The sequence below is a fragment of the Ruegeria sp. CDSC052 genome, assembly GCF_059610685.1.
Map to the genome: position 1 here is coordinate 322226 of NZ_JBXWOB010000001.1, position 21613 is coordinate 343838.

Sequence of the window (21613 nt, forward strand, 5' to 3'; positions counted from 1 at the left end):
ACATATGTTATGAAAGAAGAAGGTGTAAAACATAGGCCGCTTGCATAGATGCGGCAACAGGTAAACGGGGGCAGGGAATGTCACAGCATCGGTCGAAATCCGAACCCTACATTCTGGCGGCGCCCAATGGTGCGCGCCGAGGTGCGGCAGATCACCCAGCCCTGCCTGTCACAACCGCGCAAATTCTTGAAGCGGCCAGAGCATGCCATGAGGCCGGTGCGGCCGGTCTTCATCTGCACATTCGGGACACAGAAGGTCGTCACTCTTTGGACGCGGGACAGTATCTGGAAACACTTGCCGAACTTCGGCGGTGGGTTCCGGCCCTGGACATCCAGATCACAACCGAGGCGGCAGGGATTTTTGATGTAAGCAGCCAGTTCGAATGTCTGAGGAAGGTTAGACCGGCTTGGGCGTCGATCTCGGTCCGCGAAATCGCGCGCGATAACGATCTGGCTGACCGGATCTATGGTCTTTGCGCGGATCAGGGGACGCGGGTTCAGCATATTCTTTACGACGCTGAAGATGCGGCCCTATTAACACGGTGGCAAAAGCGTGGTGTTGTGCGCGAACAGCAATCCGACCGTTTGCTTGTTCTGGGGCGCTATCGGACTGATCAGGAATCAAAGCCCTCGGATCTGGATGCGTTTCCGGACGGGGATTCGCCCTGGATGATCTGTGCCTTTGGAAAACAAGAGCATGACTGTCTGGTACATGCGGCGTCCTTGGGCGGTGATGTCCGGGTCGGATTTGAAAACAGCATCGCAGATCGGAACGGAGACACTTGGGACAATAACGCCGCCTCAGTCGCGGCCCTTGTTGCCAGATTGAAAGAGGATAGATCATGAGCCACGTTTTCCCACGCCATACGAAATCTCAGCTGCCGGTCGCGGTTGGCGGCGAAGGCTGCTATCTGATCGATGCTGACGGTAAGCGGTATCTGGATTGCGGTGATGCTGCTGTGTCCTGTCTTGGCCACTCAAACCGGGCGGTGATCGAGGCGGTTCAAAGCCAGGTTGAAAAGATCGCCTTTGCGCATACCGGGTTTATGACGTCCGAACCTGCCGAAGCCCTTGCGGACCTTCTGATTGATCATGCGCCCGGGGATTTGGATCGCGTTTATTTCGTATCCGGAGGGTCCGAAGCAACAGAGGCCGCCATCAAACTGGCGCGGCAGTTTTTTCTTGAGATCGGTCAGCCCGAGCGCCGCCACGTCATCGCGCGCCGCCAAAGCTATCATGGAAACACTTTGGGGGCCTTGTCAGCGGGGGGAAATGCCTGGCGCCGTGCGCAATTCGCACCGATGCTGATCGAAATGACCCATATCGCGCCCTGCTACGAATATGCCGAAAAGCAAGATGGTGAGAGCAGCCACGCCTATGGTCAACGGGTGGCCGATGAGTTGGAGGCCGAAATTTTGCGTCTTGGCCCTGAAACCGTCATGGCGTTTATGGCCGAGCCAGTCGTGGGGGCAACGCTGGGGGCGGTCCCGGCGGTCGAAGGGTATTTTAGGCGCATACGTGAAATCTGTGATCAATATGGCGTTTTGCTGATCCTGGATGAGGTCATGTGCGGAATGGGGCGCACCGGGCATTTGTTTGCCTGCGATCACGATGGAATTGCCCCGGATATTCTGTGCATCGCCAAGGGTTTGGGGGCGGGTTATCAACCCATCGGCGCAATGTTGTGTACGAGCCGGATATATAAGGCAATCCAAAATGGGTCAGGGTTTTTCCAGCACGGGCATACCTATGTCGGCCATCCGGTGGCAACTGCAGCGGCATTGGCGGTGCTGAAGGAATTGACGAGCCAACAACTGCCCCAGCGCGCCGAGTTTATGGGACAGAGACTGCAATCTGCGCTGGAAACTGCGTTCAGCGAGCACCCTAATGTCGGCGATATTCGGGGCCGCGGGCTGTTCCGCGGTATCGAGCTGGTCTCGGATCGGGCCGGAAAAACACCGTTTGATCCCGCACTTGGTCTCGCGGGCAAGATCAAGAAGGCGGCATTGAACGCTGGTCTGATCTGTTACCCCATGTCTGGCACGCGCGATGGTCGAAGTGGCGACCATATTCTGTTGGCACCGCCTTTCATTATCGAAGACGCACAGATTGAGGAATTGGTTGATAAGCTGGGGGTTGCACTCAAAGCCGCGATCTGACGCTCTTTTGATCTGACTTTCTCTTTTTACTCAATAGGGTATCGACAAAAGGTCAATTCCTGAAGGAGCGATGATGATTGTCGACATCTGGAAGAGTTTTCGGGACTTGCCCGCTTGGGTACAGATCTGGTTGGTGGTGCTGCTCATCCCGACCAATCTGGCACCTCTGGCGTATCTGGATCAGCCAAATGGTATTCTAATCGCAGCACTCTCAATCGGTGGGATGGCATTGAATCTTCCGATCATGCTGGCGACACGAGGGATGAGCAAAGCGATGGCATTTCCGCATCTAATATGTTGGGTGCCAATGGTTTTCGTCGTGATTGCAGCATTTGCAAGCGAAGCTGAACTGGCGACCGGATATGCGAAATTTCTAGTGTTTCTACTGGTTATTGACCTGATTTCGTTGGCATTTGATGTGAATGACGCAAGGGTCTGGCTCAAAAGCCGAAGCGCAAAATAAAACCCCCTCAATCCGAGGGGGTTTCGAATAACGCAGTTGTCGCAGGGCTTACTTCTGCGGCAGCGGGCCGATCATCATGATCATCTGACGGCCTTCCATCTTGGGCATGTTCTCGACCTTGCCGATTTCCTTGGTGTCCACGGCAACACGTTCCAGCAGCTCACGGCCCAGATTCTGGTGTGCCATCTCACGACCACGGAAGCGCAGAGTCACTTTTACCTTGTCGCCGTTTTCAAGGAATTTGAACACGTTACGCATTTTGACTTCATAGTCATGAGTATCGGTGTTGGGCCGGAACTTGACCTCTTTCACCTCAATGACTTTTTGCTTTTTGCGCGCTTCGGCCTCGCGTTTCTGCGTTTCGTATTTGAATTTACCAAAGTCCATGATTTTGCAAACCGGAGGGTTTGCATTCGGCGAAATCTCGACCAGATCCAGGCCGGCTTCGTCCGCGAGTTGCATGGCTTTGGCGGGATGAACCACCCCGACATTTTCACCTTCGGCGCCGATAAGGCGAATTTCGGGGGCACGGATCTTATCATTGACGCGCGGGCCGGTGTCTCTCTGTGGCGGCGCGTTGTGAGGTCTGCGAGCTATGGGTTCATTCCTTTGATGATTGCAGAATTTCAAGCCCGGAATTTAGACTGGGCTGCGGGACGATTCAAGCGGCATAAGTGACCACCAGCGTGAATTTCCCATGATATTCCCGCGTTTTTGCCGATCTGATGTCGCATATCAGACCGGCAAACCGGATTAGCCAACAAAGGCCTTTTCAATGACGAATTCCTTGGGGTCGGAATTTGCGCCTTCGCGCAGTCCGAAATCCTCGAGGATTTTTTTGATATCCAGGTTGAAAGCCAATGATCCGCAAACCATCGCGCGGTCCGTATCCGGCTGGATGCCGCCCTCAATCGCCAGATCGGCAAATACTGTGCCGTCTTTCAACAGCTCGGTAATGCGGCCCATTTTGGGGCTCTGTTCGCGTGTGGTGGTCGGGTAGTAACGAATCTTGTCCGCAAAACCTTCGCCCATCAGCTCAGCCAGCATTTCGTCCTTACGGATGTCTTCAATCAGTTGGCGACCATATTCCAGCTCGGCCACTTCGCGGCAGGTATGGGTGATTATGACCTCATCATAATCCTCATAGGTCTGTGGTTCGCGCAGCAGAGAGGCGAAGGGTGCAAAGCCGGTGCCGGTGGCAAAGAACCACAGGCGCTTACCAGGCAGCAGGGCGTCATGGACCAGCGTGCCAACCGGCTTGGGCCGCAGGATGATCTGATCGCCTGGTTTGATGTGCTGAAGTTTCGAAGTCAGCGGGCCGTCCTGTACCTTGATCGAATAGAACTCAAGCTCTTCATCCCAGGACGGCGAGGCGATGGAATAGGCGCGCAGCAGGGGTTTGCCGTTGTCGCCCAGCAGACCGATCATCACAAACTCGCCCGAGCGGAACCGCAAGGACGCGGGGCGCGACACTTTGAATGAGAACAGGCTGTCAGTCCAATGCTTGACGTCTGTCACAGTCTGGGCGTCCGGCAGAACGGGGGCCTTCACGGCGGTTGCTTCGGTCACGGGTTTCATCTCTGTCATCGTTTCACTGCCGGTGGAGTAAACCGACATCTCCGTTTAATCTTTGATCCAAGTCAGGAAAAGGGGGCTCTTGCCCCTACGTTCCTATTTGAGGCTGCGAAAGGCGATTTTAGCCGCGCAGGCGGGCCTGATAGTTGTTGTCCTGCCAGTTGGCGCGAGCCACCCACTGATCTTCGGGCTGGCGATCGGCCAGAGTGTCTTCAATCTCGACCTCATCAAAGCCGCTGCGCCGCGCCATGGCATACTGGTCGGCCAAGACATGGCCTTTGGCGCGCAAGCGACCGGTATAGCCTTTCAGGCGCAGGGTCCGCGCGATGGTAAAGCCGCGCCCATCCGCAAAGGACGGGAAATCGATGCGCACCATCTTGGCACAGCCCAGCCGTTCGGCAAGCTCATCGGGATCCGTGTCCGAGCTGACATCCAGCGCGACCACATCATTGGCCGCGTCTTCCAGCGTGACATAGCCATCAGTCCAATCATCGGGGGCGAACCCCTCATCGGTTACGATAACGTTCATGTGTTCTCTCCGGCGCGCATCATCTTGCCATCTACAAAATGAATGCCGCATTCTTCCTTGTTCTGATCGCGCCAGCGTCCGGCGCGGGGGTCTTCGCCCTGTTTGACCGGCGAAGTACAGGGCGCACAGCCGATCGAAGGGTATCCTTTGGCCACCAGCGGGTGCCTGGGCAAGTTGTTCTCTTCCATATAGGCGCGCACATCTTCGGGCGCCCAATGGGCCAGCGGGTTGACCTTGATCCGGCCTGTGCCGTCCTCGACCTCAAAGAAATCAAGCGTAGCGCGGGACCCTGCCTGAAACCGTTTGCGCCCGGTGATCCAGCCATCATATCCCAACAATGCCTGTTGCAGCGGGAAGGTCTTGCGCAGGTTACAGCACGCATCCATGTCCCGCAGACGCAGCGCGCCATAGGGGTCGTCGCGTTGAACATCCTCGTCATCCGCGCGGATGATCTTGACGTTTCGCAACCCCAACCGCTCGCTCACCTCCTGCTGATACTCCAGCGTTTCGGTGAACAGCATCTGCGTGTCGATGAACAGCACCGGGGTCATCTTGTCGACCACGGCCGCCATATGCAGCAACACCACCGATTCCGCACCGAAACTTGAGACCAGAGCGAGATCATCGATCTCTTCCATTGCTCCGTGCATCACGTCATGCGCACTGTGGTGGCGGAACCGGGCGTTCAACTCACTGACCCGTTCGGTCAGTTCACGTCTATCCCGGCCCAGTTCAGTCTGGATCAGATCAAGCGGCATTCGCTCGCGCCTCGGGGTAGAGGGCCGCCTTGAACGGAGCCATTCCGACACGGCGATAGGTCTCGAGGAAGGTTTCTTCGGCACCCTCACGCTGCTCCAGATAGGTTTCGACGATGCGCTCAACGGCCGGAACGATCTCATCATAGGCAAAGCCCGGACCCGTACGATCACCGATTGCGGCGTTTTCCGTGCCGTCACCACCCAGAGTGATCTGGTAGTTTTCGACGCCTGCACGATCCAGACCAAGAATGCCGATATGGCCGACATGGTGGTGACCACAGGCGTTGATGCAGCCCGAGATCTTGATCTTCAGGTGGCCGATATCATGCTCCAGTTTGAGGTCTTCGAACCGGGTGGCGATTTCCTGTGCAACCGGGATCGAACGCGCCGTTGCGAGCGCGCAATAGTCCATGCCAGGGCAGGCGATGATGTCGCTGATCAGGCCGATATTGGCGGTGGCCAGCTCGTATTCTTTCAGTTTGGCATGGATCGCGGGCAGGTCCGATTTATGGACATGCGGCAGGATCACGTTCTGCTCATGACTGATGCGCAGCTCGTCATAGGCGAATTCTTCGGCCAGATCGGCCATCACGCGCATCTGCTCGGCAGTTGCATCACCCGGCGTCGCGCCGTGCTTCTTGATTGAGATGGTGACAATCGCGTGGTCCGCATTCTTGTGCGGCGCGATGTTAGTATCGACCCACGAGCGGAAGACCGGGTCGTTGGTGTATGCACCTTCAAACGACGCAACCGACGCTTCGCGGAAGGTGGGTGCAGCGAAGTGGCCCTTGATCTCTTCCAGCAGGTTCATATCCGCGCCTTTGAACTGCGGGCGGACCTGCAGGAAACGCTCGTTCACCTTGGCGCGGATGGCGTTGATGCCGTGTTCATGCACGGTGATCTTGATGCGCGCCTTGTACTTGTTGTCGCGGCGGCCGATTTGATTCCAGACCGAAACAGTGGCTTCTAGGTAAGCCAGCAGGTCGTCAAACGCGACGAAGTCAGACAGTTCCTTGCCTATCATGGGCGTACGGCCCAGACCGCCGCCTACGATGACGCGAGCACCCAGTACGCCGTCACGCTCGACCAGTTGCAGGCCGATGTCATGCGCCTTGATAACGGCGCGGTCATTTTCGGACCCGGTGATGGCGATCTTGAATTTACGCGGCATGAACTGAAATTCCGGGTGGTCGGTCGACCATTGGCGCAGCAGTTCGGCATAGGGGCGCGGGTCGGCGACCTCATCCGCGGCGGCACCGGCGAAATGGTCGGCGGTCACGTTGCGGATGGTGTTGCCGCTGGTCTGGATGGCGTGCATGCCAACCTCGGCCAGCGCGTCCAGCATATCCGGGACGTCCTGCAACTTGGGCCAGTTGTACTGGATGTTCTGACGGGTGGTAAAATGGCCATAGCCCTTGTCCCACTTTTCAGCCAGCAGGGCCAGTTGGCGCATCTGCGCGCTGTTCAGCGTGCCGTAAGGAATGGCGACCCGCAGCATATAGGCGTGCAGCTGCAGATACAGGCCGTTCATCAGCCGCAGCGGCTTGAACTCATCCTCGGTCAGCGATCCGTCAATGCGGCGCTCGACTTGGGCGCGAAACTGTCTGTTGCGTTCTGCCAAAAATGCTGTGTCGAACTCGGAGTAGCGATACATGATTAGCTGTCCTTAAGTGCAGCCCCGAACCTGGGGCCAATGTAGGGGAGAGAGAGGGCCAGGGATCAGGCCCGGGGCTGCGGGGAAGTTTCCTGTTTGCCGTGGGCATAGTTGGACGGACCAGTCCGGCGGAAGTCTTCCCGAAAATGAGTTGGTTCTGGGCCTTCGTCGCCAGCTATGGCATCCGCCAGATAGGCACCGACAATCTTGCCTGCCTGACGTTCGGCATCCAGAAGGCGGATCTGTGCGTGGGCTTCGTCTGTGATCAGCTCTGCCTCGGATAATTCACGCGACCAGCGGTCGTCCTCGGTCAGATAGATGACGTCACCTTCCAACAGATCGTTGGCGGTTACCACTTTGGGAGTAAAAGCGCGGGCCATCAGGCGTGCTCCTTTTTGAATTCAGTCAGGGCCTTGGCTGCCTGGCGGGGGGCAAGGCCGTAAAAAGTAAGGGTGGGGCCGTCCATGTCCGAGGCGTTCAGATCGGCGGACATGTGATCCAGCGTCGTGGTCAATATGCGCTGATCGGGACGCGACGCGTTTTCGATCAGCGTCACAGGTGTGGCTCGGTCGGCGCCGTGCATGATCAGGCGGCCCTGAATAAACCGGGCAGACTTTTTGCCCATATAGATCGCCGCCACCGAACCGGGCTGCGCCAGGGCGCTCCAATCGTGATCGGCGAACCCCTTCATGTCGTGCCCAGTCAGGAAACGGATCGAAGAATTGCGCCCGCGGCGCGTCTGGCTTTGCCCGATGCCCGCAACTGCGGCCGAGGCTGCGGTGATGCCGGGGATAATCTGCCACGAGATGCCAGCTGCTTCGACGGCGTCGATTTCTTCGTCCAAACGACCAAATACGGTGGGGTCACCGGATTTCAGGCGTACAACGCGTAGACCCTTCAGGGCGTACTCTACCAGCAGCGCGTCGATGTCTTCCTGTTTCCACGAGGGGCCGAACCCGGCTTTGCCAACATCGACCAGAACGGCCGTTTGCCCGGCTAGGGCCAGCACCTCGGCGCTGATCAACCGGTCATGCAGGACAACTTCCGCGCGCTCGAATGCGCGCAGGGCCTTGAGCGTCAGCAATTCGGGATCACCGGGGCCTGCGCCGACAAAGTCGACATGGCCTGCGTCCTGATATGTTTGCGTCACTTGCATGTTTCGGTCCGGGTTGGTTTGACTTGACCCTCAATATAGGAAATATTCCCGGTATTACGCCATATGTGCGCATAAATAAGAACAAGCGTTTCGCTGTATTGGTTAAGCGATACGAAAGTTTCGAAACGAGGAAGAAATTGGAATGTCAGTGCGGATTGATGACACGGATCGGAAAATTCTGGTTGAGCTGCAGCGCGACGCCAGCCAATCGCTGGACGAAATAGCAGCCCGCGTCGGCAGTTCCAAGACGCCTGTCTGGAATCGTATCCGCAAGCTGAAAGGGGCCGGGGTGATCGGTCAGCAGACGGTATTATTGGATGCCGAGGCGCTTGGTTTTGAGGCGACGTTCTTCGTGCTGATCCGCACCTCTGAACACGAGGCAGATTGGCAGCGCAAATTCCTGAAAGCGCTGCGGGACCGCCCCGAAGTGCAAGAGGCGCACCGGCTGGCGGGGGATATCGACTATATCCTCAAGGTGCGGGTCAAGAACGCGCGCGCCTATGACGTGTTCTATCAGACTTTGATTTCCGAGGTGCGCGTCCACAATGTGACGGCTCTGCTGTCGATGGAAGAGATCAAGTCGACGACCATGCTGCCGCTGAATGCCCTGATCGAGAACTAGCGGTCAGACCTGAACCATCAACCGCTTTAGCCCGTGAAAATGGTAGCTGTTGGAATATTCCGGTTCCGCGCTGAGCGCTAGGTTGGGACAGCGTTCGAACAGTGCCGCCAGCGCTATTCGCATTTCGAGTCGGGCCAACGGTGCTCCGACGCAGAAATGCAGACCCGCGCCAAAGCTGCTGTTGGTCAGGATGGGGCGGGTTGGATCGAACTTATGAGGTTCGGCCCAGACTTGGGGATCACGGTTCGCGGCTCCAAGCAACAAAGCGACTTCGTCACCGCGTTTAAAACTGTGCCCGAACAGGTCGATCTCTTCATAGGCATAGCGCGTGAACATATGCAGCGGCGGGTCAAAGCGCAGGATTTCTTCGACGGTGGCGTCAATGGTTTCAGGCTGAAAGGCATCGGCTTTTACACCTTGTTGCAATACGGTCCTGAGCCCATTTCCTAGCGAATGAACCGTGGCTTCATGACCGGCGTTTAAGAGCAGAATACAAGTTGCAACCAACTCGTCACGCGACAGTTTTTCACCATCTTCTTCAGCGGCAATCAACCGGGTAATCAGGTCATCCCGAGGGTCAGACCGGCGCTTTTCGACGTAAGATGAGAGAAAGTCGGTGAACTCTTTTGCCGAGGCCGCCGCCGCATCCTCGGTCTGGCGTGTGCGGCTGGCCTGATACATCGCCACCATGTCATGGGACCAGCGCAAAAGCTCGGGCGACATCTCTTCGGGAACGCCTAGAAGGCGGCAGATCGTAACGACCGGAACTTGCATGCAATAGGTGTCCAGCAGATCGAACGACGCATCCGGAAAGGCGTCGATCAGCTTGTGGCTGAGGTCATGGATCGTTGGTTCCAGTGCCGCAATGGCACGTGACGTAAAGGCGCGCATGACCAGGCGTCGAAGCCGGGTGTGGCGCGGCGGCTCTGCTTCCAACAACGAATGAGATTCGACCATCAGCCAGGGGGCTAGATGCGCAGGACCTGGACGTTGCATTTCCGCCGGTACTTCGCGACCGAAACGACGGTCCTTCAGCAAGGCCTGAACCGCCCGGTGGGATACAGCAGCGTGCATCCGGTAGTCGGCCCAATACACAAGGTCGCCATGCGCGCGGGCCGCATCATAAATCGGATAAGGGTTCTGGACAAAATTCGGGTCAACAGGGGATTGATGCAAAGTCTTCATGGCGGGCACACTTGCCATGAGGCGCGTTGAATGCAAGACCCAATGTCATGCAAAGGGTATGGTTAATTTCGACATTTCTGATTGCTGTTGGGCTGCTCTCTGTTGGAGTGTGGTCATACGGCTTTCGTCAGGCTTTGTCGCCGCTGAGCGATAAGGCTGAGGCCGATCTGGAATTGGCCGCCGACCGCCTTAGCACACAAATGCAGGTCTATCAGGAACTGGCTGTCTTGATGGCCAGCCACCCGGCTGTTCGAACGCTTGTCACGCCGAGTGATCGCGCCATCGCGCAGGCTGTGTTGCTGGACGTGGCAGACAAAACTGCCGCCGTTAACATTGTCTATCTGGACCGTCTGGGCAGGGTACTTGCAGCCGCCCACCCGGTGCCTGAATTGACGATGGCAGACCATCCCGCATTCAGGCGCGCCATGCAGGGTGCTATGGGCAGTGCCCACGGGGTCGAGTCCACAAGCGGCGATCGAACCTATTCCTATGCAGCCCCTGCCTTTGGTCCCACCGGTATAGTCGAAGGCGCATTGATGGTTATAGCCGATGTGCAAGATGTCGAACAGACTTGGCGGGGCAGTACCGAGGCCATTTTCTTTATTGATGGGGAAGGTGTGGTGTTCATCTCGAACCGATCCGACCTGTTGTTCTGGCGTCGGACCGAAGGTCAACCGGGGCTGGTGCCGCCCGAGGGGCAGGCGGTTGATTTCTCGTCGAATCTGATCGGACGACACGAGCTTTGGACCTTGAATTGGGGCCGGTATCTGCCACGGCATGCGTTACACCTTACGCTCGATCTACCGGTGATAGACATGACAGCAGAGGTGCTGGTGGATGTGGCCCCGGCGCGCCGTCTGGCGAATTTGCAAGCAGCGGCGGTCGCTGCGATCTGTCTGGCCTTCGGGGCGCTTTTGTACATGGCAACCGAACGCCGGCGCGCGCTTGCTGAGGCCAATGCGGTGCTGGAAAGCCGCGTGACGCGCAGAACCCATGCGCTTACCGCCGCGAACACGGCCCTGCGGCGCGAGGTTCATGAACGGGAAGAGGCCGAGGTCGCGCTGAAACATGCGCAGGAAGAGCTTATACAGGCCGGGAAGTTGAGTGCGCTCGGGCAGATGTCGGCGGGCATCAGCCATGAGTTGAACCAGCCGCTGATGGCCATTCGCCAATTCGCCGAGAACGGAACGGCTTTTCTGACCAGAGGTGACGAGTCAAAAGCCGCCGAGAACCTCACCAGAATTTCCGATTTGGCCGCGCGAATGGCGCGAATTATCAAGAACCTCAGGGCTTTTGCCCGCAATGAAAACGAGCCCATGGGCAGAGTTGATCTGGTTCAGGTAATAGAAACGGCGTTGGAATTGACCGAGGCCCGGCTGAATTCGGAAAACGTTCGTATGGAATGGCAGGCTCCAGATGTCCCTATCTATGCTTGGGGTGGCGAAGTGAGATTGGTGCAGGTGTTCGTAAATCTGATTAACAACGCCGCCGATGCCATGAGTGAGCAACAACAACGCATGATCAAGATCGCGATAAACAGTGACAAGACCCTGACGGTCACGGTAAGCGACACAGGTCCGGGGATCGAGAATTCGGAGAAGCTGTTCGAGCCGTTCTATACCACCAAAGCTGTCGGTTCGTCTGAGGGCATGGGGCTGGGGCTGTCGATCTCTTATGGTCTGGTTCAAAGCTTTGGTGGTAATATTCGGGGCACCAACGCTCCGACAGGTGCGGTATTCACTGTGGAACTGGAACATTTCAGCGAAGTAGGGGCAGCATGACCCGCAAAGTGCTTTTGGTCGATGACGACTCGGCAGTGCGCGAAGCGCTGGCCCAGACGCTGGAGCTTGCCGATTATGAACCCGTAACAGCCGGGTCCTTTGTGGCGGCGAAGGATCATATCCGGGCGGATTTCGCAGGAGTGATCGTGTCGGATATCCGGATGCCTGGTCGGGACGGGTTTCACCTGTTGACCTACACCCGCGATATGGATGCTGATCTGCCTGTCATCCTGTTGACTGGAGAAGGCGACATACCAATGGCAGTGCAGGCCATGGGGCAGGGTGCATTCGACTTTTTGGAAAAGCCCTGCGCCGCGGCAGATCTGCTAAAGGTGTTGGGCAAGGCATCCGAAGCGCGAGAACATGTCCTGCAACAACGGGCGATGAAAAGCGAACTCGAACGCGGCGATCCAGCGGCACGCCTGCTGTTCGGTCTCTCATCAAAGGCCGAAGAACTGAGGGAAAGGGTTCGTACAGTAGCCCAGACAGGGGCCGAAGTTTTGGTCACCGGACCGGCTGGCAGCGGAGTGTCCAAAGTTGCCGAGGTCGTTCACCTAATGTCGCCGCAAAGTCAGGGCCCATTTGTCAAACGTCCATCCGCCGGTTTGTCGACCAGCGATCTGGTTCATGTCTGCGAAGATGCAGCCGGCGGTTCCCTTTTTCTGGACGAAATCTCGGCCATGCCCGAGGCCACGCAATATGCAGCACTGGAGATGGTTGAACAGGGTGTAGGCGCCCGAATTCTGGCGGGCACGACCACTGACCTGGCCGAATTGTCTTCGGATGGACGGTTTCTTGCGGATTTGTTCTATCGTTTGGATGTGATGCGCGTTCGCATACCGTCGCTTGCCGAGCGCCCCGAGGATATACCTGTAATCTTCCGCCACTATGTAGCACAGGCAGCCGAACAGGCCGGGATAAAGGAACCGGAAATCACGTCGGACCATCTGGCATCGCTGATGACCAGAGACTGGCCGGGCAACGCACGGTCGCTGATGTCAGCCGCAATGAGGTTTGTGCTGGGAATGCCTGAAGATGTCTCGCAGGCCGCAGAACTGGGGTTGAGCGAGCAGATGGCACGGGTCGAAAGATCTCTGCTGATTGCTGCCCTTGGCCGGCATAACGGCAAGGCATCAGAAGCCGCAAAGGCGCTAAAGCTGCCTCGCAAAACCTTCTACGACAAGCTGGCGCGATACCACATTCGTCCTGAAGACTACCGGAGGTAAAGGCTCCCGCCAGCTTTTCCCGCATTGTCATGCGGTTAAGCTGTTGGGCGTGGCAGTCCGCTGACGCGGACTGCGGGGCGAACCAAATGCCCGGCAATCGATTCGGATTCGGCGAATCGTTATTTGTGCGGAAATCCACACAATGGCGCAGATATATGTGCGGTTTCTCGCACGGCTTTCTTGCAGGCTCAAACAGAGACTTGGTTGAATGCGTGTAACATCAAGTAAATAAATGACAAAATGTCAACCGGCGGCGATTCCCACAAAAAGTTGAGAGCGTGAGCCCGATTCGGTTCACTCGCCGCCATGGGACGACTTCGGCACGTCCGGAGACGTAGTGAAGTATCTGGGAGAACTCGACTGATGAAATTTCTGACAACGGCAGCGACGGCCGTCGCTCTAACCGTAACAGCAACCGCAGGCATGGCCGCTTGTGAAGACGGCGAAATCGTCGTGAAATTCGCGCATGTGACCAATACCGATAAACATCCCAAGGGTATTGCAGCCTCGTTGCTGGAACAGCGCGTTAATGATGAGATGAACGGCGTGATGTGCATGGAGGTCTACCCGAACTCCACGCTTTATAACGACGATAAAGTCCTTGAGGCGATGTTGCAGGGCGATGTGCAACTGGCGGCCCCGTCATTGTCCAAGTTCGAGAAGTTCACCAAGCAATTCCGCCTGTTCGACCTGCCGTTCATGTTCAAGAACATTGACGCGGTAGACGCATTTCAGGCTTCGGCTGACGGTCAGGCGATGAAAGACAGCATGCAGCGCCGTGGCCTGCAGGGGCTGGCATTCTGGCACAATGGCATGAAACAGATGTCGGCCAACAAACCGCTGGTCGATCCGTCGGATGCCAATGGCCTGAAATTCCGCGTCCAATCCTCTGACGTGCTGGTCGCGCAGATGGAGGCGATTGGCGGAAGCCCGCAGAAAATGGCTTTCTCAGAGGTTTATGGCGCGTTGCAGCAAGGTGTCGTCGACGGACAGGAAAACACTTGGTCCAACATCTACGGCAAGAAGTTCTTTGAGGTTCAGGACGGTATCACTGAAACCAACCACGGTGTCATCGACTATCTGGTCGTGACATCGGTTGACTGGCTGGACAGCCTGGATCCTGCGGTGCGCGAACAGTTCCTGACCATTCTGGGCGAAGTGACAGAACAGCGGAACAAAGAATCCTTCTCGGTGAACGAGGAAGCCAAGGTCTCGATCACAAATGCGGGCGGTATCATCCGTGAACTTAACCCTGAACAGCGTCAGGCCTGGATCGACGCCATGAAACCTGTTTGGGAACAGTTCGCCGGTGACGTGGGTCAAGAAAAGATCGACGCCGCACAGGCTATCAACGCCGGGTTCTGATCCTGGTATACGCCGCGCGTCCGGGGACTGGGGAGTATTCGACGCGCAGGCAGGGTGGGCCGATTTGGCCCGCCCAAACAGCACTTATCTCAAAAAAATGTGGGGACAGATAGATGTCTGGTGCGCAATCCGGCCAAGGCGGGCTGGTCGACCATATCGAAGAAACCTTGATCGCATCGTTGCTGGGCCTGATGACGGCTGTGACATTTGCCAATGTGATCGCAAGGTATTTCTTTAATTCCAATATCCTATGGGCACTGGAGCTGACGGTATTCGCCTTCGGCTGGTTGGTGCTGCTTGGGGCGTCTTATGCCGTCAAGAAACACGCCCATCTGGGAGTGGACGCCATCCTGAACATGCTCAGCCCGGCGCCTCGACGGATTTTGGCTCTGATCGCAGTAGCCTGCTGTCTGGTGTTTTCTCTGCTGATGCTAAAAGGCGCATATGACTATTGGGCCGTGTTCGCGGATCTGCCGCCCACATCGGGGCGATGGTTCCCTACCGGGTTCAACTTCGATGCGCGCAGTCAGAGCTTTTATGAGGTCGACGACATTCCGATGGTCGCCCCGCTGCGGTTTCTTGAGGATCTGATCAACTATGGCGAGGGCTATGAAAAACTGCCCAAGGTGGTGCCGTATCTGGTTCTGCCCGTGTCGATGCTGCTTTTGGTGATCCGCTTTGCGCAGGTTGCGGTACAGATTTGGCGCGGCGAAGCCGACCGGATGGTCGCTAGCCACGAAGTCGAGGACGAGATTGAAGAAGTCCGCGCTCAGCAAGGAGAGCACAACTGATGGATGTCATTCTTTTGTTCTCGATGGTGATCGGCCTGCTACTGATCGGTGTACCGATTGCGGTGGCGTTGGGGCTCAGCTCGACGCTGTTTCTGCTGATCTATTCAGACAGTTCGCTGGCCTCGGTCGCAGGCACTCTGTTTGAGGCGTTCGAGGGGCATTTTACCCTGCTGGCGATCCCTTTCTTCATTCTAGCCTCGTCCTTCATGACCACGGGCGGCGTGGCTCGGCGCATCATCCGTTTCTCGATTGCCTGCGTGGGGCACTTGCCCGGAGGTCTGGCGATTGCGGGGGTGTTCGCCTGTATGCTGTTTGCGGCCCTGTCGGGGTCGTCTCCGGCTACGGTGGTGGCCATCGGGTCGATTGTGATCGCCGGGATGCGGCAGGTTGGTTATTCCAAGGAGTTTGCCGCCGGTGTGATCTGTAACGCCGGGACGCTGGGCATTTTGATCCCGCCGTCGATCGTGATGGTGGTCTATGCGGCTGCTGTCGAAGTTTCGGTTGGCCGCATGTTCCTCGCCGGTGTGATCCCCGGCCTGATGGCTGGGCTGATGCTGATGATCACCATCTATGTGATGGCCAAGGTCAAGAACCTTCCCAAGGGGGAATGGAAAGGCTGGGGCGAAATCCTTGTCTCGGCACGCGAGGCCGGGTGGGGTCTGTTCCTGATCGTGATCATTCTGGGCGGCATCTATGGGGGTATCTTTACCCCGACCGAGGCCGCTGCGGTGGCCGCAGTCTATGCCTTTTTGATTGCCAGCTTCGTCTACAAGGACATGGGCCCCCTCAGCACCGAGGGTGAGGAAAAGAATATCTCTTTGCTCAGAAAGCCTTATGCGCTGATCACTGCGATTTTTCACCCCGACACCAAGCAGACGTTGTTCGAAGCTGGGAAACTGACCGTTACCCTGCTGTTCGTTATCGCCAACGCCTTGATCCTGAAACATGTACTGACCGATGAGCAGGTTCCGCAGCACATAGCAACTGCCATGCTGTCGGCAGGTCTGGGGCCGGTGACTTTCCTGATCGTGGTCAATGTGATCCTGCTAATCGGCGGCCAGTTCATGGAGCCTTCGGGCCTGCTGGTTATCGTAGCACCACTGGTGTTTCCGATTGCAATCGAGCTGGGCATCGACCCGATTCACCTGGGCATCATCATGGTTGTGAATATGGAGATCGGGATGATTACCCCGCCGGTCGGCTTGAACCTGTTCGTGACCTCGGGCGTGGCCGGCATGCCGATGATGGGCGTTGTCCGGGCGGCCCTGCCATTCCTGGCGGTCCTGTTCGTCTTCCTGATCATGGTGACCTATATCCCGTGGATATCCACCTTTCTGCCCAACACTTTCATGGGGCCGGAGATCATAACAAACTAGCGGGTCCAGCCGCTGAGAATAAGACCGGGCAGGGGATCTCTGCCCGGTTTTTGCGTCTTGAACGGGGCGCCAAGGGGATTATCTAAAAGGGCAGAGGACGACCTCTCCATCACGGGACAGTATCCGGGACGACCCGGACTGATCAGAGGTCTCTTCTATGCCCTGGATTATCCTGTTGTTTGCCGGCCTGCTTGAAATTGTCTGGGCCGTGGCGATGAAACAATCTGCCGGGTTCACCCGGTTCTGGCCGACCGCCCTGATGGCGGTTTCGATGCTTGGTTCGTTCACATTGCTGGCACTGGCCATGCGGACGCTGCCTTTGGGAACAGCCTATGTCATCTGGACGGGAATAGGAGCGGTTGGCGCGTTTACCTTTGGTATTCTTTTTCTGGGCGAAGCCCTGACTGCCACGCGCATCTGCGCGGCAGTCTTGATCATAGCCGGGATGGTGACGATGAAAATGGCCTGATCAGGCCTGTTCCAGAGCCTGAATGATGCCCGAGAAATCGTCAGCCTTCAGGCTCGCCCCGCCCACCAATGCGCCATCCACGTTCGATACGGCGAAAATCTCGGCGGCGTTTGATGGCTTTACCGAGCCGCCATAAAGCAGCCGGACCGAACGCCCAACGCCTTCGCCAAAGCGCCGTTCCAGCCGCGCGCGGATAAAGTCATGAACCTGTCCGATCTCATCCAGGGTGGGCACTTTCCCTGTGCCGATGGCCCAGATCGGCTCGTAGGCAACAATCAGGTTTTCACCGGTTGCCTGATCCGGGATCGAGCCAGACATCTGACCGCCGATTATATCCAGGGTATTGGCGGCCTCGCGCTGTTCCAGGCTTTCACCGACGCAGATGATCGCCTTTAGCCCACCGTACATTGCGGCAATAGATTTAGCACGAACATCTTCATTCTGTTCACCATGGTCTTCGCGGCGTTCAGAATGGCCAAGAATGACGGCTGACGCTCCGGCGTCGACCAGCATCTGGGCGCTAATGTCACCTGTATGCGCGCCCGAGTTCGCCGCGTGGCAATCCTGACCGCCTATCTGGATGTTTCCGACCGGGACCTTCTCTTTGGCCCGTTGGATCAAGGTGGCAGGTGGGCAGATCAGAATATCAACTGCCGGGGCAGCATGCATGTGAGAAAGGGCCTGAAGCTCTCTCAAGTCGGCAGCATTACCATTCATCTTCCAGTTTCCAGCCGCCAGTTTGCGCCGCATATCGCGTCCCCTTGAAATAAATCGGTTTTCTGGTGACCGGATATCATTGCCAGTCAGGTCTGACAATTCCGGTTGCAGAGCCCGTTGCAAAACGGCAGTTTCCGCCGCGATGAGGAATGAGCAATATGATCGAACATCTTGATCTTGAAAAACTGGATCGGTGCGACACGGCGGAATTGGCCAAATTGACCCGCGCCGTCGGTGAAGTTGGGTTTCTGACCGTGTCCAATACTGGTATCTCCGCCTGTCGGGTGGAACGGGTCATCTCGGCATATCACGCATTCTTCCGGCTGCCAGAGGCCGAGAAACGGCGTGTTGATATGGCTGTGACCGGGTCCAACCGTGGGTGGGGCGCCTCGCGCTCGGAACAGGTAGATCCAGCTGCAAATCCTGACTTCAAAGAGGTGTTCGATTGCGGATACGAGCTAGCTGAGACCAATAGGTACTTTGGCAAGAACCTCTCGGTTTATGCCCCGAACCAATGGCCGGAGACTGTGCCCGAGTTTCGATCAATCATCGAGGCCTATTATGGTGACGCCTGTTCGGTTGCCATGCGGGTGTTGCGCGCCATTTCGGTGGCATTGGGCAAGGATGCCAACAGCTTTGACACTGCCTTCGACACGCCCATGGCCCTGTTGCGCGGCAATTATTACCCGCAAAGGCCAGTCTGGGCAGGCGAAAAGGATTTCGGTATCGGAGCGCACACTGATTATGGCTGTCTGACCCTGCTGGCCACCGATGGTCGAGCCGGGTTAGAGGTACAGATGCCGGACCAGAGTTGGGCTCAGGTCCAAGCGCAGCCCGGAACATTCATTATCAATTTTGGGGAGATGCTGGAGTTCTGGACGGCAGGGGCGGTCAAGGCAACTCTGCACCGTGTGATCGGTGGATCTGCTGAAAGGCTGTCGGTTCCTTTGTTCTTCAACCCGTCTTATGACACCAATGTTGCCCCGCCACATTCAGAGAATGTCATCCAGGCAGGAGAGCACTTGACGCGTCGGTTCAACGAGACCTATGTGCACTTGCAGGCAGCGTCTTAAGGCTGAGTTGCAATGCTTTCGTCGAACTTGATGGATTCTCCGCAACCGCAGGCATCTACAACATTCGGGTTGCGGAACTTGAAACCGGATTCAAGTAACGAGACCTCATAGTCGATCTCTGTTCCAAACAGGAACATCTGTGCCATCGGGGCGATCATGATCCGCGCGCCGTCCTGCTCGACCACTTCATCATTGGTGTCAGGCTGGTCGACATAGTCCATGGTGTATTCCATCCCGGCACATCCGCCTTTCTTGACGCCAATACGCAAACCAGCATGACCGCCCGAAGTCATCAGGCGGGCAATCTGCTCTGCAGCCTTTGGTGTCATTGTTACGGCCTGTTTGCCGGGGATGCCGAACATCATGATCTCCGTCGTTGTTCGTTGTTGCTAATGTAGTGCCGCGAGGCATCAGGCTCAAGACATAGCAGGATTTCTTACCTAACTTTTACTGTCGGATTAGATTTCCCGCCCCAGTCGGTAAGCAAGGCTTGCTTTGCAAATTACACTCGTCATAGCCTGACCCATGATCCACTTTTGGAAAATATTTGAGGCTGAATAGCATGAAAAGACTTTGGTTTAGAAAAAAAGATATTCTTACAATTCCTTCTCTGATGCTGTCTGTGTTTTTGGCTCAGACGGCGATCGCAGAAGAAAAGCAACATCCGGTAAACTGTGCAACGGCAGAAGGTGATTTGCGCGCGATTGCAACCGAACGAAAACATGCAGAGGAGGAGCAGGCAAAAAGTGTAATTGCCATTACACCTGCTGGGGCGCTTCTAGGCCTTGTGACTGGAACCGAAAAGAAAAGACTAACTATGTTATCAGGAGATTACATAGAGAAGCTTAACCAGAGGTCGGACGAAATCAAATCGACCTGCGGACTTCAATAACAGAAGGCTTTCGCACTTGACCTTACATAAATCCAAGTTCCAGGCGCGCTTCGTCTGACATCATTTCCATGCCCCAGGGGGGCTCCCAGGTCAGTTCCACGTCAACTTCTTTTACGCCGGCAACGGGTTCGATTGCCTCGACGATCCACCCAGGCATTTCGCCGGCAACCGGGCAGCCGGGCGCGGTCAGTGTCATGATGACCTTGACCGCGTTTTCCTGGGTGATGTCGATCGTATAGATCAGACCCAGATCATAGATGTTTACAGGGATTTCGGGGTCATAAACCGTTCGGCAGGCGTCGACCACCGGCTCATAAAGAGGGTGTTCAATCGTTGAAGGGGCAATAAGAGGTGTGCCTTCAAACTGTTCGCTCGGGTGAGTCATTCGTGCCTCGGGTTTGTTACCTGACGAATTATATAGGGAAAGCCTCGGGCAGCGTCCAGAGGCACAATGACACCCCCTTAAGGGGTGCCATAAGAGTTTAGTCGTTTATGTCATGCCTGAACTTCTTCACCTGGCCATGGGGCAGAGCAAAGACGCGGCGCAGGATCAGCCAGGCAATCAGCGACAAAGTCGCAAAGATCATAAGCAGGATCGGCAGCGACGGTACTATGCCAGGGATTGCCAGCAGAATACCCGTCAGCCCGGCCCCGATGGCGAAACCCAGAAAGATGAACCCAGGTAGGACTATTTCGAGGATGCCCAAAGCCAACGCGCCAGCCAGCCATAGCCACCATGTTAACCAAAAGGGATCAGCCATTATGTACGTCCTTTCAACATGTTGAAGGCGTTTCCGAAAGCTTCAAGCGCATTGGCAGGTACAACGATAGTCTGCGAGCCATTGCCGGTGCCCAGCGTGTTCAATGCCTCAACCTGTTTCAATGCAACCTGGTACTGAGCCGCCTCGATACCGTTTTCCTTAATCGCCTGGGCAACGACACTGGTTGCATAGGCTTCGGCTTCGGCTTGAATGCGGCGCGCTTTGGCCGTTTGTTCTGCCGCATAGAGTTCGGCGTCGGCCTGAAGCTCAACAGAACGTTTCTTGCCCTCAGCCTCGGTCACCTGCGCGCGGCGCGCGCGTTCTGCATTCAACTGTTGCAGCATCGCGTCACGGGTCGCCTGATCGAGGTTAACGTCCAAAATCTCGGCGCGCGTCACTTCGATCCCCCAGTCATCCACTGCGGTTTCGACGCTTCCTTGAATCTGAGTGATCAGTTGAGCACGGTTCGACTGAACTTCGTCCAGGTCCATTTTGCCGATTTCCGCCCGGACGATACCCGCAACGGTCGTCGCGATAGCACCATCTACATCGCGGATGCGGTAGACTGTCTTTTCCGGCTCTAGGATGCGGTAAAAGACCGAAGTGTCGATTTGGACCAGAACGTTATCTTTGGTGATTGCGTCCTGCGTTGCATTGGGAAGCTGGCGTTCCAGAATGGATATCTTGTGCCGCGCAACATCCAGTAAAGGAACGATAAAGTTGATCCCAGGGCCAAGCACCGAATGCAAGCGCCCGAACCGTTCGACCACATACTTTTCCGATTGCGGCACGATTTTAATGCCTTTTAGCGTGATGATGACGATCAATGCCGCCGCGAGCAGGTAAATTATGTTCGAAGAAAGCAATCCAATGATTTGGTCTTCGGTCATATCTGTCCTCTTTTATTGTGTACGATAGTATACATTTGGGGGTTGAATCGCCCTTTTTCAACTCTGGTATGGAGGGATTGTGCTTGGATTCAAAACGCTGATCCATGGATTTTGGTTAGTTTTTGCTATTGTGACCGCTTTGCATCCCCTCGCGTTTGCGCTATCGGGCTGG

Annotated in this window: 25 protein-coding genes; 12 read left to right on the top strand and 13 right to left on the bottom strand. The window is 56.4% G+C overall.

Annotated features, from left to right (window positions below):
• Positions 1–77 precede the first annotated feature (77 nt).
• From AC2FIM_RS01600 to AC2FIM_RS01610, 3 genes are all read left to right on the top strand, one after another.
• A complete protein-coding gene (locus tag AC2FIM_RS01600) occupies positions 78–845 on the top strand; it encodes a beta-keto acid cleavage family enzyme (protein ID WP_271946845.1) in 768 nt (255 codons plus the stop codon).
• Entirely contained in the window at positions 842–2158 is a 1317-nt protein-coding gene (locus AC2FIM_RS01605) for an aspartate aminotransferase family protein (RefSeq protein WP_271946848.1), read from the top strand. The genes AC2FIM_RS01600 and AC2FIM_RS01605 overlap by 4 nt, the downstream gene beginning before the upstream one ends.
• 73 nt (positions 2159–2231) lie before the next feature.
• Positions 2232–2621, top strand: coding sequence for a hypothetical protein (locus AC2FIM_RS01610; RefSeq protein ID WP_142634097.1), 390 nt, complete (start codon positions 2232–2234; stop codon positions 2619–2621).
• 48 nt (positions 2622–2669) lie between these two features.
• Here AC2FIM_RS01610 and infC read toward each other — a convergent pair whose 3' ends face one another.
• From infC to cobA, 7 genes are all read right to left on the bottom strand, one after another.
• A complete protein-coding gene (gene infC, locus AC2FIM_RS01615) occupies positions 2670–3251 on the bottom strand; it encodes a translation initiation factor IF-3 (RefSeq protein WP_246097134.1) in 582 nt (193 codons plus the stop codon).
• Positions 3252–3374: 123 nt separating this feature from the next.
• Positions 3375–4208 carry a ferredoxin--NADP reductase gene (locus AC2FIM_RS01620; RefSeq protein WP_142635135.1) on the bottom strand — a complete coding sequence of 278 codons (834 nt, stop codon included), beginning with the start codon at positions 4206–4208 and terminating at the stop codon, positions 3375–3377.
• Between the two features lie 109 nt (positions 4209–4317).
• The gene (locus AC2FIM_RS01625) at positions 4318–4725 is read right to left on the bottom strand and encodes a DUF934 domain-containing protein (protein ID WP_142634095.1); all 408 of its coding nucleotides are present in this window, start codon (positions 4723–4725) and stop codon (positions 4318–4320) included.
• Positions 4722–5483, bottom strand: coding sequence for a phosphoadenylyl-sulfate reductase (locus AC2FIM_RS01630; RefSeq protein ID WP_271946855.1), 762 nt, complete (start codon positions 5481–5483; stop codon positions 4722–4724). The genes AC2FIM_RS01625 and AC2FIM_RS01630 overlap by 4 nt, the downstream gene beginning before the upstream one ends.
• Entirely contained in the window at positions 5473–7137 is a 1665-nt protein-coding gene (locus AC2FIM_RS01635; RefSeq protein WP_496677747.1) for a nitrite/sulfite reductase, read from the bottom strand. Before AC2FIM_RS01635 ends, AC2FIM_RS01630 begins: the two co-directional genes overlap by 11 nt.
• Positions 7138–7202: 65 nt before the next feature.
• Positions 7203–7517, bottom strand: a complete 315-nt coding sequence (locus AC2FIM_RS01640) for a DUF2849 domain-containing protein (protein ID WP_142634089.1) — start codon at positions 7515–7517, stop codon at positions 7203–7205.
• A complete protein-coding gene (gene cobA, locus AC2FIM_RS01645; protein WP_142634087.1) occupies positions 7517–8293 on the bottom strand; it encodes a uroporphyrinogen-III C-methyltransferase in 777 nt (258 codons plus the stop codon). Before cobA ends, AC2FIM_RS01640 begins: the two co-directional genes overlap by 1 nt.
• Positions 8294–8435: 142 nt before the next feature.
• Between cobA and AC2FIM_RS01650 the strand changes: the two genes are divergently transcribed.
• On the top strand, positions 8436–8915 hold the full coding sequence (locus tag AC2FIM_RS01650; protein ID WP_142634084.1) for an Lrp/AsnC family transcriptional regulator: 480 nt from the start codon (positions 8436–8438) through the stop codon (positions 8913–8915).
• Between the two features lie 3 nt (positions 8916–8918).
• Here AC2FIM_RS01650 and AC2FIM_RS01655 read toward each other — a convergent pair whose 3' ends face one another.
• Positions 8919–10100, bottom strand: coding sequence for a cytochrome P450 (locus tag AC2FIM_RS01655; RefSeq protein WP_142635133.1), 1182 nt, complete (start codon positions 10098–10100; stop codon positions 8919–8921).
• A gap of 47 nt (positions 10101–10147) precedes the next feature.
• On the opposite strand from AC2FIM_RS01655, the gene AC2FIM_RS01660 reads away from it, so the two are divergent.
• The 6 genes from AC2FIM_RS01660 (at position 10148) to AC2FIM_RS01685 (ending at position 17108) form a co-directional block, all read left to right on the top strand.
• A complete protein-coding gene (locus tag AC2FIM_RS01660) occupies positions 10148–11881 on the top strand; it encodes a sensor histidine kinase (protein ID WP_496707824.1) in 1734 nt (577 codons plus the stop codon).
• A complete protein-coding gene (locus AC2FIM_RS01665; protein WP_271946867.1) occupies positions 11878–13107 on the top strand; it encodes a sigma-54-dependent transcriptional regulator in 1230 nt (409 codons plus the stop codon). Before AC2FIM_RS01660 ends, AC2FIM_RS01665 begins: the two co-directional genes overlap by 4 nt.
• A gap of 363 nt (positions 13108–13470) precedes the next feature.
• Positions 13471–14472 carry a DctP family TRAP transporter solute-binding subunit gene (locus AC2FIM_RS01670; RefSeq protein ID WP_142634078.1) on the top strand — a complete coding sequence of 334 codons (1002 nt, stop codon included), beginning with the start codon at positions 13471–13473 and terminating at the stop codon, positions 14470–14472.
• A gap of 113 nt (positions 14473–14585) precedes the next feature.
• Complete coding sequence (locus tag AC2FIM_RS01675) at positions 14586–15263, top strand: TRAP transporter small permease (protein WP_142634075.1); 678 nt, start codon at positions 14586–14588, stop codon at positions 15261–15263.
• Entirely contained in the window at positions 15263–16639 is a 1377-nt protein-coding gene (locus AC2FIM_RS01680) for a TRAP transporter large permease (RefSeq protein WP_142634073.1), read from the top strand. Before AC2FIM_RS01675 ends, AC2FIM_RS01680 begins: the two co-directional genes overlap by 1 nt.
• A gap of 157 nt (positions 16640–16796) precedes the next feature.
• Positions 16797–17108, top strand: coding sequence for a DMT family transporter (locus tag AC2FIM_RS01685; protein WP_142634071.1), 312 nt, complete (start codon positions 16797–16799; stop codon positions 17106–17108).
• Here AC2FIM_RS01685 and tpiA read toward each other — a convergent pair whose 3' ends face one another.
• A complete protein-coding gene (gene tpiA / locus AC2FIM_RS01690) occupies positions 17109–17858 on the bottom strand; it encodes a triose-phosphate isomerase (RefSeq protein ID WP_496679571.1) in 750 nt (249 codons plus the stop codon). It abuts the gene before it with no gap.
• 116 nt (positions 17859–17974) lie between these two features.
• On the opposite strand from tpiA, the gene AC2FIM_RS01695 reads away from it, so the two are divergent.
• The gene (locus tag AC2FIM_RS01695) at positions 17975–18898 is read left to right on the top strand and encodes an isopenicillin N synthase family dioxygenase (RefSeq protein WP_496679576.1); all 924 of its coding nucleotides are present in this window, start codon (positions 17975–17977) and stop codon (positions 18896–18898) included.
• Here the strand turns inward: AC2FIM_RS01695 and AC2FIM_RS01700 are convergent.
• Entirely contained in the window at positions 18895–19260 is a 366-nt protein-coding gene (locus tag AC2FIM_RS01700; RefSeq protein ID WP_142634067.1) for a HesB/IscA family protein, read from the bottom strand. The two genes, AC2FIM_RS01695 and AC2FIM_RS01700, sit on opposite strands and share 4 nt — an antisense overlap.
• A 200-nt stretch (positions 19261–19460) precedes the next feature.
• Here AC2FIM_RS01700 and AC2FIM_RS01705 point away from each other — a divergent pair, with 200 nt between their 5' ends.
• Positions 19461–19790 (top strand): hypothetical protein, encoded by a 330-nt coding sequence (locus AC2FIM_RS01705; RefSeq protein WP_496707823.1) that lies wholly within the window; start codon positions 19461–19463, stop codon positions 19788–19790.
• Between the two features lie 22 nt (positions 19791–19812).
• Here AC2FIM_RS01705 and AC2FIM_RS01710 read toward each other — a convergent pair whose 3' ends face one another.
• From AC2FIM_RS01710 to AC2FIM_RS01720, 3 genes are all read right to left on the bottom strand, one after another.
• On the bottom strand, positions 19813–20175 hold the full coding sequence (locus AC2FIM_RS01710) for an SUF system Fe-S cluster assembly protein (protein ID WP_142634063.1): 363 nt from the start codon (positions 20173–20175) through the stop codon (positions 19813–19815).
• Positions 20176–20272: 97 nt separating this feature from the next.
• A complete protein-coding gene (locus AC2FIM_RS01715; RefSeq protein WP_142634061.1) occupies positions 20273–20551 on the bottom strand; it encodes an NfeD family protein in 279 nt (92 codons plus the stop codon).
• The gene (locus tag AC2FIM_RS01720; RefSeq protein WP_142634059.1) at positions 20551–21441 is read right to left on the bottom strand and encodes an SPFH domain-containing protein; all 891 of its coding nucleotides are present in this window, start codon (positions 21439–21441) and stop codon (positions 20551–20553) included. Before AC2FIM_RS01720 ends, AC2FIM_RS01715 begins: the two co-directional genes overlap by 1 nt.
• Positions 21442–21613: the final 172 nt, after the last annotated feature.

Coding starts and splice junctions, on each gene's coding strand:
- AC2FIM_RS01705 (WP_496707823.1), top strand. CDS start 19,461: ATGAAAAGACTTTGGTTTAGAAAAAAAGATATTCTTACAATTCCTTCT.
- AC2FIM_RS01710 (WP_142634063.1), bottom strand. CDS start 20,175: ATGACTCACCCGAGCGAACAGTTTGAAGGCACACCTCTTATTGCCCCT.
- tpiA (WP_496679571.1), bottom strand. CDS start 17,858: ATGCGGCGCAAACTGGCGGCTGGAAACTGGAAGATGAATGGTAATGCT.
- AC2FIM_RS01670 (WP_142634078.1), top strand. CDS start 13,471: ATGAAATTTCTGACAACGGCAGCGACGGCCGTCGCTCTAACCGTAACA.
- AC2FIM_RS01675 (WP_142634075.1), top strand. CDS start 14,586: ATGTCTGGTGCGCAATCCGGCCAAGGCGGGCTGGTCGACCATATCGAA.
- AC2FIM_RS01665 (WP_271946867.1), top strand. CDS start 11,878: ATGACCCGCAAAGTGCTTTTGGTCGATGACGACTCGGCAGTGCGCGAA.
- AC2FIM_RS01715 (WP_142634061.1), bottom strand. CDS start 20,551: ATGGCTGATCCCTTTTGGTTAACATGGTGGCTATGGCTGGCTGGCGCG.
- AC2FIM_RS01650 (WP_142634084.1), top strand. CDS start 8,436: ATGTCAGTGCGGATTGATGACACGGATCGGAAAATTCTGGTTGAGCTG.
- AC2FIM_RS01605 (WP_271946848.1), top strand. CDS start 842: ATGAGCCACGTTTTCCCACGCCATACGAAATCTCAGCTGCCGGTCGCG.
- cobA (WP_142634087.1), bottom strand. CDS start 8,293: ATGCAAGTGACGCAAACATATCAGGACGCAGGCCATGTCGACTTTGTC.
- AC2FIM_RS01720 (WP_142634059.1), bottom strand. CDS start 21,441: ATGACCGAAGACCAAATCATTGGATTGCTTTCTTCGAACATAATTTAC.
- AC2FIM_RS01655 (WP_142635133.1), bottom strand. CDS start 10,100: ATGAAGACTTTGCATCAATCCCCTGTTGACCCGAATTTTGTCCAGAAC.
- AC2FIM_RS01635 (WP_496677747.1), bottom strand. CDS start 7,137: ATGTATCGCTACTCCGAGTTCGACACAGCATTTTTGGCAGAACGCAAC.
- AC2FIM_RS01610 (WP_142634097.1), top strand. CDS start 2,232: ATGATTGTCGACATCTGGAAGAGTTTTCGGGACTTGCCCGCTTGGGTA.
- AC2FIM_RS01700 (WP_142634067.1), bottom strand. CDS start 19,260: ATGTTCGGCATCCCCGGCAAACAGGCCGTAACAATGACACCAAAGGCT.
- AC2FIM_RS01640 (WP_142634089.1), bottom strand. CDS start 7,517: ATGGCCCGCGCTTTTACTCCCAAAGTGGTAACCGCCAACGATCTGTTG.
- AC2FIM_RS01630 (WP_271946855.1), bottom strand. CDS start 5,483: ATGCCGCTTGATCTGATCCAGACTGAACTGGGCCGGGATAGACGTGAA.
- AC2FIM_RS01625 (WP_142634095.1), bottom strand. CDS start 4,725: ATGAACGTTATCGTAACCGATGAGGGGTTCGCCCCCGATGATTGGACT.
- AC2FIM_RS01660 (WP_496707824.1), top strand. CDS start 10,148: ATGCAAAGGGTATGGTTAATTTCGACATTTCTGATTGCTGTTGGGCTG.
- AC2FIM_RS01680 (WP_142634073.1), top strand. CDS start 15,263: ATGGATGTCATTCTTTTGTTCTCGATGGTGATCGGCCTGCTACTGATC.
- AC2FIM_RS01695 (WP_496679576.1), top strand. CDS start 17,975: ATGAGCAATATGATCGAACATCTTGATCTTGAAAAACTGGATCGGTGC.
- AC2FIM_RS01620 (WP_142635135.1), bottom strand. CDS start 4,208: ATGACAGAGATGAAACCCGTGACCGAAGCAACCGCCGTGAAGGCCCCC.
- AC2FIM_RS01600 (WP_271946845.1), top strand. CDS start 78: ATGTCACAGCATCGGTCGAAATCCGAACCCTACATTCTGGCGGCGCCC.
- AC2FIM_RS01685 (WP_142634071.1), top strand. CDS start 16,797: ATGCCCTGGATTATCCTGTTGTTTGCCGGCCTGCTTGAAATTGTCTGG.